Raw genomic sequence first — 16,404 nt, 5'->3', positions numbered from 1 at the left:
CGAGGCGGCGACGGGCCATTTGGGGAGGAGATTTCTGCTGGCTTGATTTTTCTTTGCTTCGTTTCTTTTTATCAAGAAAAAGAAATGAAGAGGCTAAAAGAACCTTTGCCGGGCAAGATTAAAATTTTACCTTTCAATTTCATTTTTTCCTTGATGAAAAAACGAACCAAAAAAATCAAGGCTGTCAAATCTTATTTCAAATGATGGGTCAGGGTTCAGAGAATAAATCTCCTTTGCATTGCCATCATTTGATTTTTGGATCAGGATTCCAGGCTAAAAATGAGTGGATCTCCTTATTGGAGCTAACTCATTTTCTTCACGCCTTCCATCCTGCCCCAAAAACCATAACCTTTGAAGGCCGGTAAAGTTTGATATATTATGCTGTCAAGGAGTACTTTGATTATTGATAAAAGAATTTCCATTGCATTTGGGGGAATTAATAGCATTAATTTGGAGGTTACAGCTAACCTTTTGAATAAATAATTAGTTTAAAGTGCTGTAAAATCAAATACAAAAGGCTTCAACCACTGAAATGAGGTGATTTCTACCGGAGTTAGCTGTCCTACGTTACTTTTCCCGATCTCTTAAAATCCAAGCTAAAACGTTTAACCATCTTGATTTTGACGGATAATCTTCAGTATATTTAACTTTTAAATAAATTACAGGCGATTTACTTTTCAAATTCTACAACCTCCCAATACCTATAAAACCCAATACAAACCATGCCTTCAATAGCCTCCCAAATTCTTCACTGTACCGGTGCCACAGCCATCAGGAAAATGGCACATGTTCAGACCTTGTGGAGTGGTTATGGATCCATTAAGCGCTATGTATTGGAAGGAGGGAAGTATCCCTCGGTTATTGTCAAGCATATACTTTTACCAGAGAGTGGTATACATCCGCGGGGATGGAATACCGATTTGTCCCATCAGCGTAAGGTCAAATCCTACGCTGTAGAAAGCTACTGGTACCAGCACTATGCCCGGTTGACGGGTCCGGATTGTAAAATGCCCAGATTGTTACATGCTGCTGAGGAGGGAAGCATGCGGCTACTGGTTATGGAGGACCTCAATGCTCTGGGCTTTCCGGGGCGTCTGATGCCTGACACGGTTACTTTGGCAGCAGCCAAAAACTGCCTGGCCTGGCTGGCCCGTTTCCATGCGCGATTCATGCAGGTGTCGCCAGAAGGCCTATGGGAAATTGGCGCCTATTGGCATTTGGACACGCGGCCCGATGAGTGGGCAAAAATGAAGCATATTCCCCTGCAGCAGGCAGCATCAGCCATCGATCAAAAGCTCAATGCAGCTGCTTACCAAACCCTGGTGCACGGCGATGCCAAGCTGGCCAATTTCTGTTTTGGCCCGGAACATCAGGTGGCAGCGGTGGATTTTCAGTATGTCGGCAAGGGCTGTGGCATAAAGGATGTCGCTTACTTTATCAGCAGTTGTTTTGCCGAAGAAGCCTGCGAAGCCTATGAAGATGAGTTGCTTGGACATTATTTTAAAGTACTTGAAATGGATATGGATAAGTGTATTGATTTTCAGTTGGTTAAACAGGAGTGGACGGAGCTTTACAAATTTGCCTGGGCCGACCTGTACCGCTTTCTGGATGGCTGGAGCGCCGGCCATTGGAAGATGCATGGCTATAGCGAGCGCCTTACACGGTCCGTATTAGAAGAATTAAATTTCGTTTAAATGCTGAATAAAAGAACCCTTTCCGCACTTTGCCAAAGCGCCGTTAAAGCAAGTATTGAAGCGGGGCAACTGATTCAATCGCAAGTTGATCAACCCTATCAACAACATGAAAAGGAGGCCGGCTATTCGTTGGCTTCCCAGGTTGTGACCGAAGTCGATTTTAAGGCGCAAGAGCTAATTTTAAAACATTTACGGCCCGGTATTGCCCAATACGATCTGGGCTTGCTTACGGAGGAAGCAGCCGACGATCAAACCCGATTACACAAGGACTATTTCTGGTGCATCGATCCCCTGGATGGTACCCTGCCCTTTACGGAGCAGCGGCCGGGATATGCCGTTTCCATTGCCCTGATTTCCCAATCCGGAGATCCGGTGATCGGCGTAGTTTATATACCGGATGAGGATCTTTGTTACAGTGCTGTCAGGGGAGAAGGACTTGCTCTGAACGGCCAGGCGTTTGACCCGGGAAAGGTAGACGAGGATAAGAAATTTCACATCTATATGGACCGAAGCATGCAGTCGGGCGATTATTTTGATCCATTAACCGAGCAAATAAAGCAATGGGCAAAAGCGGAAAATTATGGGGATGTGCTTTACCATATTGGTTTTGGTGCAGTCCGGAATGCCCTGTCTGTAATGTCCCACAAGCATGCGGGTTACTTTAAATTTCCCAGGTCGCAAAAGGGAGGCGGCAGCATCTGGGATTTTGCTGCTACCCGGCTTATTTTTGAAGAACTGGGCTTACCGGTCTCTAATATGAAAGGTGAAAAACTACATCTCAATAGCCCTGAAACCACCTTTATGCACCGGCAGGGGGTGGTTTATGCGACAACGGAACGCATTGCGGAAATGGTTTTGCGGTTAGAGTTTTAACTTGAATTTCCGTATGCCTTTTTGGAGGCATTTGGTAACAAATCAACTATGAGTAATCGTCTAAGACTGGTAACAAGGACAAAGTGTTTCTACCTCCCGAGCCCAATTAACCACCCCCCGAGCCCCCTCCTAAAAAAGGAGGGGGAGTTAGTTGTTTTAAAATAGTGGTATTCTTTAAGCCACGGTGGTAGGTGGGGTGAAAAGAGATTATAAAAGAACCGTCCAAAATGGCAAAATGGGGATATAGAAAATAAATCGGAATATTAGTATCTTGGGAATAGGTGATTTTCGCACTTCTCAGGATAAAATAGCCTCTCTCTCGCCCCCTCCTGTTTTAGGAGGGGGAATAAGGGGGTGGTGGAAACAAGGAGGGGAGGATTAATAAAATTTAATAAAGAAAATTCAATTCTTTTTTCAGCCATGGCCCGACTCAACAATAAAAAATCACTAAAAGAAACCCGAAAAGAACTGCGTAACAATTCCACGAAAGAGGAACAGCTACTTTGGCTACAATTAAAAGGAAGGCGTCTAAAGGGTAAGAAGTTTAGGAGGCAGCACAGCTACGGGGATTTTATCTTGGATTTTTACTGTCCGGAGGAGAAACTTGCCGTGGAGCTGGACGGGTCACCACATTATACGCAAGAAGGACATCAATCAGATTTGGAAAGGGATTCCTCCCTTACATTATGTGGTATCCGGGTGTTGCGCTTTGAGAATAGGGAGGTGAGGGAAGATATCTTAGGGGTGTTAAGGGTGATAGGGGAGTATTTGGGAACGATAAAATCGCCCGTTGGTCAAAAGGATGATGAACCGCCAGACGGTAGTGTTTCTACCTCCCGAGTCCCGTCAACCACCCCCCAACCCCCCTCCTAAAACAGTAGGGGGGTTAGAGTAGGTGGAAAAATGGAGGGGAGTAAGAATAATATAAAACAAGAAGACACAACCTTATAATAACCCAACCATGACATTTCACGAATTGATCCGAAGGCAACACTGGCTAAGCGTTGAAACAGAATTAAATAGGCTATATCCAGATCAGGAAGAGCAGATCGATGCATATAGAGAGGTGTTCAACCAGCTAATGGAAATGAAACCTGATCCTTCCAGCGATATTGTCATCCGGCTGATTGAAATCAGGGAAGAAGATGAAAATTATGTGGATGTAGATGGGTACCACGCTGATGGAAGCGTGGATCCGTTATCTGGAAACGATGGATTGGCCCTTGAATTTACTCCCTGGGACAGTTGGCTTGGCATGAAGGTGGATGAGCGTGCATTTAAGGAGTTTACGGAATTGGAAATCATTGTCCATTGCCTGTATGAAATGACATTTTTTTCTTTTGACCAGGAGGAAATAGCAGCGCAACTTGAAGAGCTGAACAAGAATATGGCGGAATTTAAGAATATGACCCCTGGGGAGAAAAGAAGAAACAACAAATCAATAGATGACTTTTTGAGTGGGTTAGGTGAGGGGGAAGATGAGTGAATTCGCCTCTATCATTCGGATAATTATCCAATTATTGATTTTAGAGCTTTGTATTCCTTAAGTTGCGACCAAATCAAGCCTCAGAACTACAATTTCGATTTCTGGAAGTCATATACTAATTACACGAAAAGTTTAGCTGATGAAGCGAAGGTATCCATGCGAATACTTAATAAAGCCTTGTGGCAATATTCAAAGGAGTCCATCAAATGATGAGAAGACACCAAATCATAAGGTTCTAAATATGAAAAACACCATTTCAATCTGCTTAGCCCTCTTTCTTTTACGGGGACTCGTGGTTGCCCAAACCGGACTTTCTCTTCCGCCAGATCTTCAGGGAAGAATTCCCTGGGATCTAGAGACATTATCGGTAGCCCCCGACTTTGAATGGGTAAATCAGAACGATGCTGTCTGGTCGCTGATTTATACCGGTGAGGAATACGAAGGCAAGGTGACGGAAGTGTTCGCCTATTACGCCAGCCCGGCTACATTGGGTCGAAAAAATGCCGAGACTGGCGAGTTTCCCGGCATCGTGCTGGTACATGGTGGGGGGGGGACCGCCTTTCGAATTTGGGCACTGGAATGGGCCGAAAGAGGATATGCCGCCATTGCCATGGACCTGAGTGGAAGCCAGCCTTTGCCCGAAGACCAGCAGGACAGCCCCTGGGCCTCAAAAAGCACCCGGTTAGCTGCTGGAGGCCCCTTGCAGGACGACGAGCACAAGTTTTTTCGATTGGATGAAGCCTTTACCGCCCAATGGCAATTCCATTCGGTATCCAATATTATTCGGGCACACTCCCTGATCCGCAGCTTTCCAGAGGTCAATCCGAAGCAAACCGCCGTCACCGGCATCAGCTGGGGCGGATACCTAACTAATCTGGTAGCCGGAGTGGATCATCGGTTCAGCGCTGCCGTGCCAGTGTATGGAGCGGGTTTTCTCCATCAGGGTAGCGCCTGGGACAATCATTTTGATTCCCTTGGAACCGCCGGAACCCAAAAGTGGGTAAATTTATGGGATCCTTCCCGTTACGTAGCCAATGCAACCGTGCCCATGCTGTTTGTCAATGGCACCAACGATTTTGCCTATTTTGTCGAAAACTGGCAGAAAACGGCTAACCTGGCAAGTAATGCGCAGTATTCCATGATACCGGAACTGAAACACAGCCATTTGCACGGAGCAGAGCCAGGGGAAATTTACAGCTTTATCCGTACCCAACTGGAAAACAAAGCCGAATTTATTAGTTCAATTAAATTGAGCCGAAAGGGGAGTCAGGCCAGGTATTCGATTGCTCCAGCGCCGAAAGAAGTTTACCTGGCATACACCCCAGATGACAAACGGAGTCCGGAAAGGGACTGGCAACTGATCCCACTCGATAAAGCCAAAGGTAAAGTCACTATTCCTTCAGATGCCAGGCTTTGGTACATCTACTGGGTGGATGAGTCGGGGAATAGAAGGAGTGGGGAAGTGTTAAGTAATTGAAATTCAATTACCATGCTTTGGTATATTATTAGCTGGATTCTGGGAATCGAAGGAGCAGTATTAATGGTCATTTTATAACATATGGGTATAAATAGGAAGAGTATTATATCAAATAGTTTGTTTTATTCTTTCAAATGACTTATATTAGTATGTCAAATGAAAAAAAGTAAGAAATACAAAGCCGTTAAGTCTGAAGACCTATCCTATATCAGTGATTATGAAAAGCCTTATGGCATTTCTGATACTTTTGTGGTCAAAAAGGGAGACCAGCAAGTCAGTTATGAGGTCAAGAACGGGTATGGTTATTTTTTAAGTGGTATTAAATATGCAAAGAGCTTGGCTGAGGTGGGTAGAAAGCTGGAAGATAAATTGACCTATGCTGAGATTAGCCCGATAATTGATTTTTTGGATCTTAAAATGGTAGATCTGGCCAAGGCGGCAGCTGTTTCCCAAAGCACTGTTTCCAGGTGGTCTGCTGACAGTAAAATCGGTATACCAGGTTCCTACCAGTTTTTTAAAATGGACGAAGTTATCAAAAAGGGGATGGAGATTTTTGGTCGTGAATCCAGCTTAAAATCCTGGCTGAATACGCCAAATATGGCATTGGGCCAAATCAAACCTGCGGACCTAATGGTATCCATGACGGGGATAGACCTGGTGCATGAGGCCATCGATGCCCTTCACTTCGGAAATGTCATGTAGGCATGTTGACCTATTACCGCATGATGTCAGAAAAATACCACCGGGAGCCTTTTAGTAGTTCTTTGTCAGGGGGAAGGTGGAATCCCAAGGCTTATCCTATGATATATACCGGTAGCTCAGCAGCTCTGGCGGATTTGGAATACCTATGTATCAGAGGCACTGCTACTGCTCTTGAAACGTGGTACGTGGTTATTTATGAAATCCTTGAAAGTGAACTGATTGGTACGCTCGAAAAGCAAAGTCTTCCAAAGAACTGGGACATGCTGCCACATAACAAAGCAACACAAGATTTTGGCAAACTGTGGCTGATAGAAAATAGTTTTCCATTTTTAAAGGTTCCATCCACCCGGTTGCACCTCTCTTTTTACCCGGAAGAACACAACCTATTGGTCAACCCCGGGTTCCCAGGTATCCCTGATTTGCTCAAGGTGGTGGATGTTAGAAAGTTTGTTTATAAACTTGGAAACTAGCGGGTGGGATTTGGATTCTACTTCTAATGGTGGATTATTTAAATGATACTTTGTGATTTGCTTTAGCGTAAGAACTGATCTTAAGAAAATCATTCGTTACCGGGTCCGAGGTCAAATCAATAATGATTCAATAGGTTTACCGTGATTTGCTTTAACATAAGAACTGCCGTTATGCCACAAAAAATGGCATAACTGATTTTATGTTAAATGCTGCGCATGCGCAAATCACTGTATTTGTTATATAATTTACATTATGTTAAATACAAAATATACAGTCCATATCCCATGCTTTTATCTACCCCACAATACCAAGGCCCACAGAATGGTAATTATCCTGTGGAGATCAAAATTAAAACTTCATCCTCATATCCATTCGTTCATGGAGAATTCTGATTATGTGGATCTGGTCTATTCCCTGCATATAGAAAATGATATGTCTGCCTTTCTTTATTCCCCTCAATCCTGGCTTAATGAAATTTCGTTCAGATCCCAGATCAGGGTTATCTGCAATAAGTTGACACATCTCCAACAACTGGTCAAAATAAAGGTCAGCTTGCTGAACTGACCATATTCTGACGGTATGTCTCCATATCCGGTGAAGATCTTTGGTAGCTTCTCGGGTAAATTTATACCTCCCCATTTATGCCATGTTCTTTTCTGATCATTTTTTTAAATTCCTGAGGATCAAAATCTTCATCGATTCCACTTTCAATTCCTTTCTCTATTTCTGCCCGAAGCATTGCATTCCTGTTTTCCTCTTCTTCCAGTAATCTCAAACCAGCCCGAATAATTTCACTGGCATTTTTAAACCGCCCTTCTTTTAGCCGATTCTCTATAAAATTGTCATAGTAATTACCTAAGGATATTGATGTGTTCTTGCCCATCCTGATATATTTTTTTTTGCTACACCATGAATTTACCAAAAATTGGTACTAATTCAAAAATTCCTAAAAATTATGACATAGAAACCATAATCCAAATCATCTATCCCATTTAACCATCCCGGAATAGGCACTTTTTCCCATTTCCGGTATATTTAACAAAAACCTACAAATCCATGCAATACCGTTTTACCCCCAACCTTTGGTTACGCTTTTTTATCTATCAATTCCTGTTTGTTTGCCTTGCTGCAGCCACTGCATTTGCCCAAACTGAGCCTGCTGCCATCCTGCTTACCTGGCAGCAAGACCCTTCTACGACCATCAGCATCGACTGGCATACCCTTCCGGAGAGCGAAGCACTGGAAACGCTTTCCTACCGCTGCAAAGGCAAAAGCGAATGGCAGACCGTACGGGCTCAATCCTTTCCCTTTCCTTATTCAGACCGCCGGATTCACCGCATGGAATTGACCGGATTGGACCCGGATTCAAACTATGAATTTCGTGTAGGGGAATTTCAGCGGGTCTACTCCTTTCGAACCCTTCCAGCCAGGAATGACCGGCCCCTACGCTTTGCTGCCGGGGGCGATACCTCGCACGGGGATCTGTTTCGCCGGATGAACCGGGCCGTCATGCGGTACGACCCGGATTTTATTGTCTGGGGCGGAGATCTGGCCTATGCCAATGGAAACAAGGAGAACGTGGACCTCTGGTATCAGTGGTTTGATGGGATCCGGGAGACCCTTATTTCCGAAGAAGGACGTGTCGTTCCGGTCATTGTAGGCCTGGGTAACCACGATGTCATTAACCACCACTATCCGGCCTCGGAAAGCAATATTGACAAAGGGATCGGCATGCCCGCCTTTATAGCCAGCGTGAAACGCGGAGAAATGGCGGAACCTACCGATTCCATGCGCCTGGAAAAAGCCCCGTTTTTCTATCCCCTTTTTGCCTTTCCGGGCCAACCGGGCTACGGTGTGCTGGATATCGGGAATTACCTGAGCCTGATCATCCTGGACAGCTCCCACAGCAATCTGATTAGCGGAAGCCAGACGGATTGGCTTAAGAAAACACTTCAGGACCGGCAGGATCGGCCGCACCTGATTCCGGTCTACCACAAACCAGCCTATCCCTCAGGCCGGGTGGAGCCCGGAGGAAAACGAGTTCAATTCTGGTCTGAAGAAGTATTGGATAACTGGATTCCCCTTTTTGAGGAATATGCCGTCCGTGTGGCCCTGGAAAATGACGACCATACCTATAAGCGCAGCTACCCGGTAAAAAACAATGCCATCCGCCCCAATGGTATTGTTTACCTGGGTGATGGCTCCTGGGGAGTGGAAAAAAAGAAGCCTAAAACGCCCGAGGAAGTCTGGTACCTGTCAAAATCCGCAGAAGAAAACTCAGCCATCATTGTTACCCTGCAGGGTTCCCACCAGCATTTCCTGATGATCAACGAAAATGGTAAAATCATCGACGAATACCCGGAGACCTTAAAGATCACTCCCTAAATTAGTCGCTGTTCAACCCCTCCCGGGGTTGGGAATTTTTAAGGACTTTGCCAGCCCTGGGTTGACACCCAGGGTTATTATTGATCAGGCCCTTCAGGCCTGTTACCTACCATAAATATTTAACTCCTCAATTTCCATCCCTACTTTCCCCTATTTCGTCACATTAATTTGATTAAAGTTTCGTCGTAGTTTATTCTTGTGTCATGATTCATGCTTCCGGATTCTGGCCAGTAAGAAATGACCAAATCCGATAACCTTGACAATCACCATGAGCAAAGCTACAAAGAAAACCTATATGGCGCTGATCCTTGCCGGTTTGTTATACAATATCTATTTGACTTGTGGATCATGTGCAGCAACGAATCAAAAATTCCCAAAACAAACTGAGTTCAGCATATTCGGAATAAATTTTAATTTTTAAATGGAATAGAAAATGAAAAACAAACCCTTAGCATTTCCGGAAATCGAATGGTGGATTGTCACCTTTGTCTTTTTGATTCTTGTGCTCGTAAATATTCTAAGCGCTGGAAGTAGTAGTTATCACTATTTCCCAGGCAATCCGGTCGGTTATTTTGCCAGGGTTTTTATTCCGTTGATCCTCTTTTTGGTCTTTTACCTGATGCATCGGGTCCTGATTCCCAGGTATCGAAAAACAAACCGAAAAGGACCCTTTATTGGCTATGGCCTACTGATTTTCACGTTGTCTTATGTCCTTGTTTCCTTATTCTCAGCGGGCGCCGGAATTACCAATTCTCCTTTTACCCCGTTTTATTTTACCGCTATGGCCTTGTATGGTGGCTACCTGGTTTGGGTATTGCTGCTAAAGGAGGTTTTTTTACCCCCCAAAATGGATGACTATCTGACATATAACCTGCTACGGTTGAGCAGTATTTTCTTCTTTGTGGTTCTTTTTCTATTTAAATTCGACTTTCTGGTTTCACGTAACATCTCTGTGATACTGGCGCTTTTTCTTCCAGCCTCCATTTTGGTAGTGTTGTACAATTTCTTTTTGATCTACAGGATGCGTTTACATGGAAAACAACGCGCCGCCCTTTGGTTTAACATATTACTGATCGTGGGTTTTCCGGGTTTTTTATTGTTCGTGGGACTTATGCAACAGGACCCGGGTACGGTGCTTTTGGGATTAGGTACCGGATTGGTCATTCAGTTAGTCGTACTGCCCCTCTCCGACCTTGCCTTTGAAAAGTACTTTGGAATGAAAGGCAAAATAGAAACCCTCAGTCATCAGGTGGATCGGGGTTCTGCAAACCTCAGTTTTCTCAAGTCCCAGATCAACCCTCATTTTCTGTTCAATGCCTTAAATACGCTTTATGGTGCTGCATTGATGGAAAATGCCGAAAAAACCTCCGATGGCATCCAAAAACTGGGAGATATGATGCGCTTTATGCTGCACGAAAACCAACTGGATAAAATTCCCCTACGGCGGGAAATCGAGTACCTGCAAAACTACCTGGACCTGCAGTTGCTGCGCTTCAAAAATGAGGATAATCCGGAAATTAGCATTAAATTGAATGAAGAACTTTGTGAAGGAACCATTGCCCCCATGCTGCTAATCCCTTTCGTAGAAAATGCTTTTAAACATGGCATCAGCACAAAAAATAAATCCTGGATCCGGATTAACCTGCGTTGCCTTGCCGGTTCGGTGCACCTGGATGTGGTCAATTCCCTTCATCCTCCCAAGGCACTAAAAGACCCTAGCGATGAATCCGGTATCGGTTTAGACAATGTGCGCAAGCGATTACAGGTCCTGTATCCTGGAACGCATGACTTAACGATTGTTTCCAACGATACGGAGCATTTTGTCCATTTTTCGGTACAAATAGACTAACCTGAAATCGAGCATGAAGAAATCGGCACCCAGGGGAATGATTTTCCTCCATGCGAGATTCCATCTGACCGCAAAAAAAAATATAAACAGATGAAATGATGCATCAACACCAATTATGCTACCTGATCTGCCTATTGATATGGGGAACTTCTTGTCAGGGACCGAAAAACCAATCCGACTTGTCCCATCTAACGATTTATTCATTTGATGAAGCGGCACCATTGGATGCCAAGGATTTCGTTGAGAAACAACGTTACGTTCTTTTGAGCGTAGAAGAGGAGGCTTTGTTTAAGCGAGTGGATAAGTTATTAGCGATCAATGATCAGTTTTACCTTTTTGATCATATCAATAACTCAGGGGTATTGGTCTTTGATGCGCAGGGAAACTTTATCCGTAAGATTGGTGATTTTGGAGAGGGGCCCTATCAACTAAATGGCATTGAAGATTTCCAGGTAAGGCCAAACGGTGAAGTATTGGTTTTAGATGCAATTGAGAATAAAATCATTGTCTATACTCCAGAAGGAAATTGGGTGGACACTATTTCCATTCCTGTTAATGCAGGAGGTTTCATAGAAACAGAGACAGGCTGGCTAATCGCCATTAACAAAGACAATCAAAATGATGCCATTGCGAATTATCCCAAGGTTGGAAATTTTGATACTTCCTTTACGCTAGACAGTCTATATTTTGGCTATGCAGCTACTGGGGAAAATGCCAATGTCTATTACCATGCTGGACTATTGTCTCATTCCTCCGGATTCATAGGATACAATAGACCTCCTGACGATACCATTCGACTTTTTTCCAGCACAGGAAAATTGGAGCAACAAATTTTAATTGACTTTGGGGACAAGAAATTACCAGACCATGTTGTCAATGATCTAATGTTAGACGATGAATTGAAAAAAAATGGGTTGGACTACCGCTACCTCCAGTTGCCTGTTACCATCGCCAACAATATGGTATTCGGCCTAATAGTCAGTACTAATAATGATAGTTGGACATTTGCCATTAATTTAACGACTAAGAAGTTGCATGCCAATAAAATTGACTTTTCCAACCTGCACATTGGGTCTTTATTCCTTCCTACAGCAGTTACCTCATCTGAGGAATTGGTCACTTTAATTGAACCTATATTATTTGAGTATGAAAGCCACCCAGGAAACTACCCGGAGGAAGTAATCAGTCACTTTGAAAATGAAGGTTCCGTGTTGTTGCTGCACAAATTGAAACCCAACTGATATGCTAAAAGCCATTGCGATAGATGACGAACACATGGCATTGGAAGTCATTAAATCCCATGCTGCTAAGGTGCCATTTCTGGAATTGCAGGCCCTATTCTCTGATGCCATCCAAGGCTTTGAATACCACAAAGCCCAGCCCGTTGACCTGATCTTTCTGGACATCAACATGCCGGACATTTCGGGAATAGACCTGGCTGGCATGTTGCAACCGGAAACCATGGTAATTTTTACAACTGCCTACTCCGAATATGCCGTAAAGGGCTTTGAGCTCAATGCGCTCGATTACCTGCTAAAGCCCTTTCCATTAAGCCGGTTTTTGAAGGCTTGTCAGAAGGCAGAGGATTGGAAGCAATTGCAGCCGACTGAATCAAACGGCCATGTATTTATAAAAACATCAGAGGGGCAAATCAGGGTCAATTTTGAGGAATTGCTTTTTTGCGAAGCTACCGGCAATTACGTCACGCTCTACCTGGATCAGGAAAAAATAGTTAGCCGAATGACATTTAAGGAAATGGAGAAGTTGCTCCCCTCCTATTTTGTCCGTACCCACCGCTCTTTCGTGGCCAATAAAAACCGAATGGATAAGATCGAAAAGCACCAGGTGCAGCTTGGAGAATACACCGTTCCGGTAAGCCTTTCCTATGCCGGCCTGCTGTAATGTTTTCTTTGTTTAAATAGTTTCGCAACGGCAACAAGTGGTTAGAAAGCCAAACGTAACAAATTCTTCCTTTTTAAGGGGGATTTGATTTTAATTGAATTTCCAGGTAGGATATCATTTGTGATGTATCGCTGTCCTTTTGCAACCCTTCGGTTAATTAAAAAAACTGCCAACCCATCAAAATGAGCTGGCAGTTTTTTTGCTTATTCGCCCGCTTCCATTGGATGCTCCTGAAGGAGCTCCGAAGGCGAGTAAAATCCTTGTTTTGCTTTGGTAGCTTCCCGCACCTCCGCAACCTTTTCGGGCTTTATAGGTGAGGATTCGTTACCAAAACTATTTCGAACATAGGTCGCGACCGCAGCGACTTCCTTGTCATTTAACATTCCTGCATACGGAGTCATCGGCACTTGTCCGGGATATTCCTTGCCCAGCACGTCAATGGGGCCCATTAATCCCTTTAATATGATCTTAATAAACCTTTCTTCGTTGCCATTGACCCATTTTGTTCCGGCTATTGGAGGAAACCCGGAAGCAGTCAGACCTTTACCATCCGGTTGATGGCAGGTAATACAGAATCCTTCCCTGCTGTAAATAGCTTTACCCATTTGGAAAAGGGTCAGGTCTTCTCCTTGAAGTCTGCTGTTAGTTGGTTTTTCTTCCTGGGCCGCTTCCTGAAAAACAATGCTGCCATCCGGATTTATCACCATATTGTTAACGGACATGTCATTTAAATGAGCCAGAGAGGTCTCAAAGGGCTTTTGCATCCACTCATCTTTTGGATGTTCATCCGCTACTTCCAAAATAGCCAGCCCATCCTCTTTGTCCAGCCAGGAGGCTGCCACAATGGCTTCCAGGCGAACCCTTCCGTGAGGATCGGCTGCTGCTTCTTTCAGCATCGCCACCTGATCGGGGACCTGGTGACCGGTATAGCGTAATATCCGAGCTACGGCAGCCCTAACCCGATGATCCTCTGAAGCAAACAACGTCTTCATCAATTCCTGATCCACCTGATTCAGTCCCCAACTTACCCAAAGTGCTTCCAGCAAGTGGTGTTCGTAGCGGGGATCGTTTTCGTCAAGATTGGCTATCCAGTCCTTCATCTTTACCAAAACCTCTGCTTCATCCCGACCACGGAGTTCGGCACGGGTGCGGTAACGGGCCCTGAATTCCGGCAACTTAAGGTTATCCAGCAGGTTTTCAATGCTTTCCCCTGCAATTTTCGGAGGAGTCACCAAAGGTCTGGACGGATAAGTGATTCGATAAATCCGGCCATGCACGTGATCCCTGAGCGGATCGCGGGCATTGTGCTGCATGTGTCCTACCAGGATATTGTGCCAATCTACGAAATACAGCGAACCGTCCGGGGCAAATTCCATGTCCACCGGACGGAAATTCCGGTCATCACTGCGAATCAGGTCTACGCGATGCTCACTGTCATAGCCAGTGCCATCTTCCATCATTTTATGCATTTTCATACCTAAAAACCCGATGGTATTATTGATAAGCAAGTCGCCCTGGACTTCCTCCGGGAAATGCCGGCTGGATACAAATTCAAGTCCGGAAGTTGGTCGCACCCTATGGGCATCTTCGATCAGATTGGGACCCTTAAAATTGGATTCTCCATATCGAGGTTTAACGGTTCCCGGCATCATCCAAAGTACATCTGGACCAGACGTTTCTGCAAAAAAGTTTTGGCCCCACTCATCAAAAGCGATGCCCCAGGGATTTGGAATGGGTAGCTGAGCAGTTCTTTCCAGGTGTTTGCGTGCCGGATTGTACCGATAAAATCCTCCATTGGTTCCTCTCACCGGTCCGTAGGGTGTTTCGACATTGGTATGCAAAAACACTCCTTCACCCATGTAAATGGCTCCGGAGGGGTCAGCAACAAATGCGGAAATATTGTGGTGCGTATCGTGGTCATCAAACCCGCTTAACAGGATTTGCCGCTCTTCGGCATAATCGTCTCCATCGTTGTCTTTAAGTATGATTAAATTCGTACCCTGTGACAGATAAACACCTTCCGGCGCAATTTCCATACCGATAGGCAGGTGCAGGCTATCCGCAAAAATGATCTGTTTGTCTGCTTTACCATCATTATCCGTATCTTCCAGAATCAGGATTTTATCGTTGGGTTTGGGGTCTCCCGGCTTGTAATGCGGATAACTGGGCATCACGGCCACCCATAACCTGCCCTTGGTATCAAAGGTCATTTGAACGGGGTTGGCCAGGTCAGGAAATTCGGATTCGGAGGCGAATAATTCTACCTTGTATCCTTCCGCAACTTCAAACTTCTCCAGGGCCTCCTCTCCATAAAGGTATTCGAGGTCTCCGTTTTTCTCCGGGTTGTAATTTGTTTCTACCGGAGGCAATTCAATGGTATTCTCATCAGCGGCGGCCAAATCAAAATTTTCGCCCTGGCTGACACTCCAAATCGCCTGATCCCGATTGGCCGTCATCTGACGGATTTTTTGCAATTCGTATGGGTAATTATCCGGACCGAAAGGATTATACCTTCTTCCGAATACATGAACTCCGTTTGGGATTTTATAATCGTTGTGCCACATCCAGTTTTTTTCCAATACCGCAGCATGAATGGCTTCTCTCCTATCTTCCGCCACTGCTTCGTCTGTTCCAAACAGTTTGTTAGTCAGGAATTCACCGAATTTTTTATAGCCTTCCTCGGTAAGCTGAAAGCCATCAATGGTGAGATACTCATCGGAATTGGCATACCAGGATTGAGAGGGCTCGAATGCATCTACAAACAGCACTTCATTGGCTGTTGCCACCTCTTTCATAGCTTCCGTGTACAATTTCAGGTTTTTATTTTCTTCTTCGCCATTGGGCAGGTCAAAATCGCCGCTGAGGTTTTCAAAGGCTATGGGGGAAACAAGTGCTAGCTGTGGCGCTGCCTCTCCATTGTAGATGGTGTTTTTGGTATGGTTGATAAATGCCTCAAGCTCATTTTTGTAATCTTGCAAACCTTCCTGGCCCTCAAAAGATTCATTGTATCCAAAAAAACCAACAATGATATCTGCTTCGTGTCTTTTGATCCATTCATCAGGGGACTCAAAATGCCCTTCACTGCGCGAATTGGTAGCTAACTCGTCCTGAAATTCTTCAGCTCCAGGAAAAGCCCAGGGAGAAACTCTGCCTGCGTGTGGTCGAAATCCCGGTGTATCTCCTGCATCAGCCATGTTTCGGATGTAGAGTAACGAATCCGGGTAGCGTACGTACATTTCGGTTTCGAAATGCCCGAAATTCATCATTCTCGAGGCCAGGTTATTACCTACAAGTATGATATGATCTCCTTTTTTCAATGCTAATTTTGGCCCCTCCGGAGCGCACTGAAAAGCAAAAAAGGAGACTACCACTACCCAGAACAAGGTCTTGACGCGGTTAATTCTGTCTAAATTCATTTGGATCATTTAGTATCTGTTTAATTTGAAATCAGGTTTTGGTTAATTCAATATTAGCATTATTTCCCAATTTATCTTAAATAAAGTACATGAATTGGAAAATTCTATCCTGCACTGTCCTGTATCGTACATGGGTGGGAATTGCAAAT

At 44.6% G+C, this 16,404-nt stretch carries 14 protein-coding genes; 11 read left to right on the top strand and 3 right to left on the bottom strand.

What is annotated here, in order from left to right; all coding sequences use genetic code 11:
• Positions 1-722 precede the first annotated feature (722 nt).
• The 7 genes from GKS34_RS03000 to GKS34_RS02970 all read left to right on the top strand — a co-directional run bounded on the left by GKS34_RS03000 (position 723) and on the right by GKS34_RS02970 (position 6,702).
• Complete coding sequence (locus GKS34_RS03000; protein WP_163383317.1) at positions 723-1,694, top strand: phosphotransferase; 972 nt, start codon at positions 723-725, stop codon at positions 1,692-1,694.
• A complete protein-coding gene (locus tag GKS34_RS02995) occupies positions 1,695-2,567 on the top strand; it encodes a 3'(2'),5'-bisphosphate nucleotidase CysQ family protein (RefSeq protein ID WP_163383316.1) in 873 nt (290 codons plus the stop codon).
• A gap of 420 nt (positions 2,568-2,987) precedes the next feature.
• Positions 2,988-3,440: an endonuclease domain-containing protein gene (locus GKS34_RS02990; RefSeq protein ID WP_163383315.1), complete on the top strand. Its 453-nt coding sequence runs from the start codon at positions 2,988-2,990 to the stop codon at positions 3,438-3,440.
• An 88-nt stretch (positions 3,441-3,528) separates the two neighbouring features.
• Positions 3,529-4,053 (top strand): DUF6557 family protein, encoded by a 525-nt coding sequence (locus tag GKS34_RS02985; RefSeq protein ID WP_163383314.1) that lies wholly within the window; start codon positions 3,529-3,531, stop codon positions 4,051-4,053.
• Positions 4,054-4,294: 241 nt separating this feature from the next.
• Entirely contained in the window at positions 4,295-5,530 is a 1,236-nt protein-coding gene (locus GKS34_RS02980) for an alpha/beta hydrolase family protein (RefSeq protein ID WP_163383313.1), read from the top strand.
• Positions 5,531-5,686: 156 nt separating this feature from the next.
• Positions 5,687-6,232, top strand: coding sequence for an antitoxin Xre/MbcA/ParS toxin-binding domain-containing protein (locus GKS34_RS02975; protein WP_163383312.1), 546 nt, complete (start codon positions 5,687-5,689; stop codon positions 6,230-6,232).
• Positions 6,233-6,234: 2 nt separating this feature from the next.
• Positions 6,235-6,702 (top strand): RES family NAD+ phosphorylase, encoded by a 468-nt coding sequence (locus GKS34_RS02970; RefSeq protein ID WP_163383311.1) that lies wholly within the window; start codon positions 6,235-6,237, stop codon positions 6,700-6,702.
• A gap of 349 nt (positions 6,703-7,051) precedes the next feature.
• Here the strand turns inward: GKS34_RS02970 and GKS34_RS23705 are convergent, their stop codons facing one another.
• A complete protein-coding gene (locus GKS34_RS23705) occupies positions 7,052-7,342 on the bottom strand; it encodes a type II toxin-antitoxin system RelE/ParE family toxin (protein WP_163383310.1) in 291 nt (96 codons plus the stop codon).
• Positions 7,329-7,586, bottom strand: a complete 258-nt coding sequence (locus tag GKS34_RS02960; RefSeq protein WP_163383309.1) for a type II toxin-antitoxin system ParD family antitoxin — start codon at positions 7,584-7,586, stop codon at positions 7,329-7,331. Before GKS34_RS02960 ends, GKS34_RS23705 begins: the two co-directional genes overlap by 14 nt.
• Before the next feature lie 173 nt (positions 7,587-7,759).
• Between GKS34_RS02960 and GKS34_RS02955 the strand changes: the two genes are divergently transcribed.
• The 4 genes from GKS34_RS02955 to GKS34_RS02940 all read left to right on the top strand — a co-directional run bounded on the left by GKS34_RS02955 (position 7,760) and on the right by GKS34_RS02940 (position 12,839).
• Positions 7,760-9,088 carry a purple acid phosphatase family protein gene (locus tag GKS34_RS02955; protein ID WP_163383308.1) on the top strand — a complete coding sequence of 443 codons (1,329 nt, stop codon included), beginning with the start codon at positions 7,760-7,762 and terminating at the stop codon, positions 9,086-9,088.
• Between the two features lie 433 nt (positions 9,089-9,521).
• Positions 9,522-10,937, top strand: a complete 1,416-nt coding sequence (locus tag GKS34_RS02950; protein ID WP_163383307.1) for a sensor histidine kinase — start codon at positions 9,522-9,524, stop codon at positions 10,935-10,937.
• A gap of 95 nt (positions 10,938-11,032) precedes the next feature.
• Entirely contained in the window at positions 11,033-12,178 is a 1,146-nt protein-coding gene (locus GKS34_RS02945; protein ID WP_163383306.1) for a DUF4934 domain-containing protein, read from the top strand.
• Position 12,179: 1 nt separating this feature from the next.
• Positions 12,180-12,839 carry a LytR/AlgR family response regulator transcription factor gene (locus GKS34_RS02940; RefSeq protein WP_163383305.1) on the top strand — a complete coding sequence of 220 codons (660 nt, stop codon included), beginning with the start codon at positions 12,180-12,182 and terminating at the stop codon, positions 12,837-12,839.
• A 203-nt stretch (positions 12,840-13,042) separates the two neighbouring features.
• Here GKS34_RS02940 and GKS34_RS02935 read toward each other — a convergent pair whose 3' ends face one another.
• Entirely contained in the window at positions 13,043-16,264 is a 3,222-nt protein-coding gene (locus GKS34_RS02935; RefSeq protein ID WP_205602010.1) for a PVC-type heme-binding CxxCH protein, read from the bottom strand.
• Between the last annotated feature and the right edge of the window lie 140 nt (positions 16,265-16,404).

This window comes from Cyclobacterium jeungdonense (genome assembly GCF_010994275.1).
GTDB classification, from domain to species: Bacteria; Bacteroidota; Bacteroidia; order Cytophagales; family Cyclobacteriaceae; genus Cyclobacterium; species Cyclobacterium jeungdonense.
Note: the sequence above shows the minus strand (reverse complement) of the source record. Positions and strands in the feature narration are given on the sequence as shown.

What these genes read in the sequence shown, in the direction of transcription:
- GKS34_RS02995 (WP_163383316.1), top strand. Translation starts at nt 1,695, where the DNA reads ATGCTGAATAAAAGAACCCTTTCCGCACTTTGCCAAAGCGCCGTTAAA.
- GKS34_RS02955 (WP_163383308.1), top strand. Translation starts at nt 7,760, where the DNA reads ATGCAATACCGTTTTACCCCCAACCTTTGGTTACGCTTTTTTATCTAT.
- GKS34_RS03000 (WP_163383317.1), top strand. Translation starts at nt 723, where the DNA reads ATGCCTTCAATAGCCTCCCAAATTCTTCACTGTACCGGTGCCACAGCC.
- GKS34_RS02950 (WP_163383307.1), top strand. Translation starts at nt 9,522, where the DNA reads ATGAAAAACAAACCCTTAGCATTTCCGGAAATCGAATGGTGGATTGTC.
- GKS34_RS02980 (WP_163383313.1), top strand. Translation starts at nt 4,295, where the DNA reads ATGAAAAACACCATTTCAATCTGCTTAGCCCTCTTTCTTTTACGGGGA.
- GKS34_RS02960 (WP_163383309.1), bottom strand. Translation starts at nt 7,586, where the DNA reads ATGGGCAAGAACACATCAATATCCTTAGGTAATTACTATGACAATTTT.
- GKS34_RS02945 (WP_163383306.1), top strand. Translation starts at nt 11,033, where the DNA reads ATGATGCATCAACACCAATTATGCTACCTGATCTGCCTATTGATATGG.
- GKS34_RS02940 (WP_163383305.1), top strand. Translation starts at nt 12,180, where the DNA reads ATGCTAAAAGCCATTGCGATAGATGACGAACACATGGCATTGGAAGTC.
- GKS34_RS02970 (WP_163383311.1), top strand. Translation starts at nt 6,235, where the DNA reads ATGTTGACCTATTACCGCATGATGTCAGAAAAATACCACCGGGAGCCT.
- GKS34_RS02990 (WP_163383315.1), top strand. Translation starts at nt 2,988, where the DNA reads ATGGCCCGACTCAACAATAAAAAATCACTAAAAGAAACCCGAAAAGAA.
- GKS34_RS02985 (WP_163383314.1), top strand. Translation starts at nt 3,529, where the DNA reads ATGACATTTCACGAATTGATCCGAAGGCAACACTGGCTAAGCGTTGAA.
- GKS34_RS02935 (WP_205602010.1), bottom strand. Translation starts at nt 16,264, where the DNA reads ATGATCCAAATGAATTTAGACAGAATTAACCGCGTCAAGACCTTGTTC.
- GKS34_RS02975 (WP_163383312.1), top strand. Translation starts at nt 5,687, where the DNA reads ATGAAAAAAAGTAAGAAATACAAAGCCGTTAAGTCTGAAGACCTATCC.
- GKS34_RS23705 (WP_163383310.1), bottom strand. Translation starts at nt 7,342, where the DNA reads ATGGGGAGGTATAAATTTACCCGAGAAGCTACCAAAGATCTTCACCGG.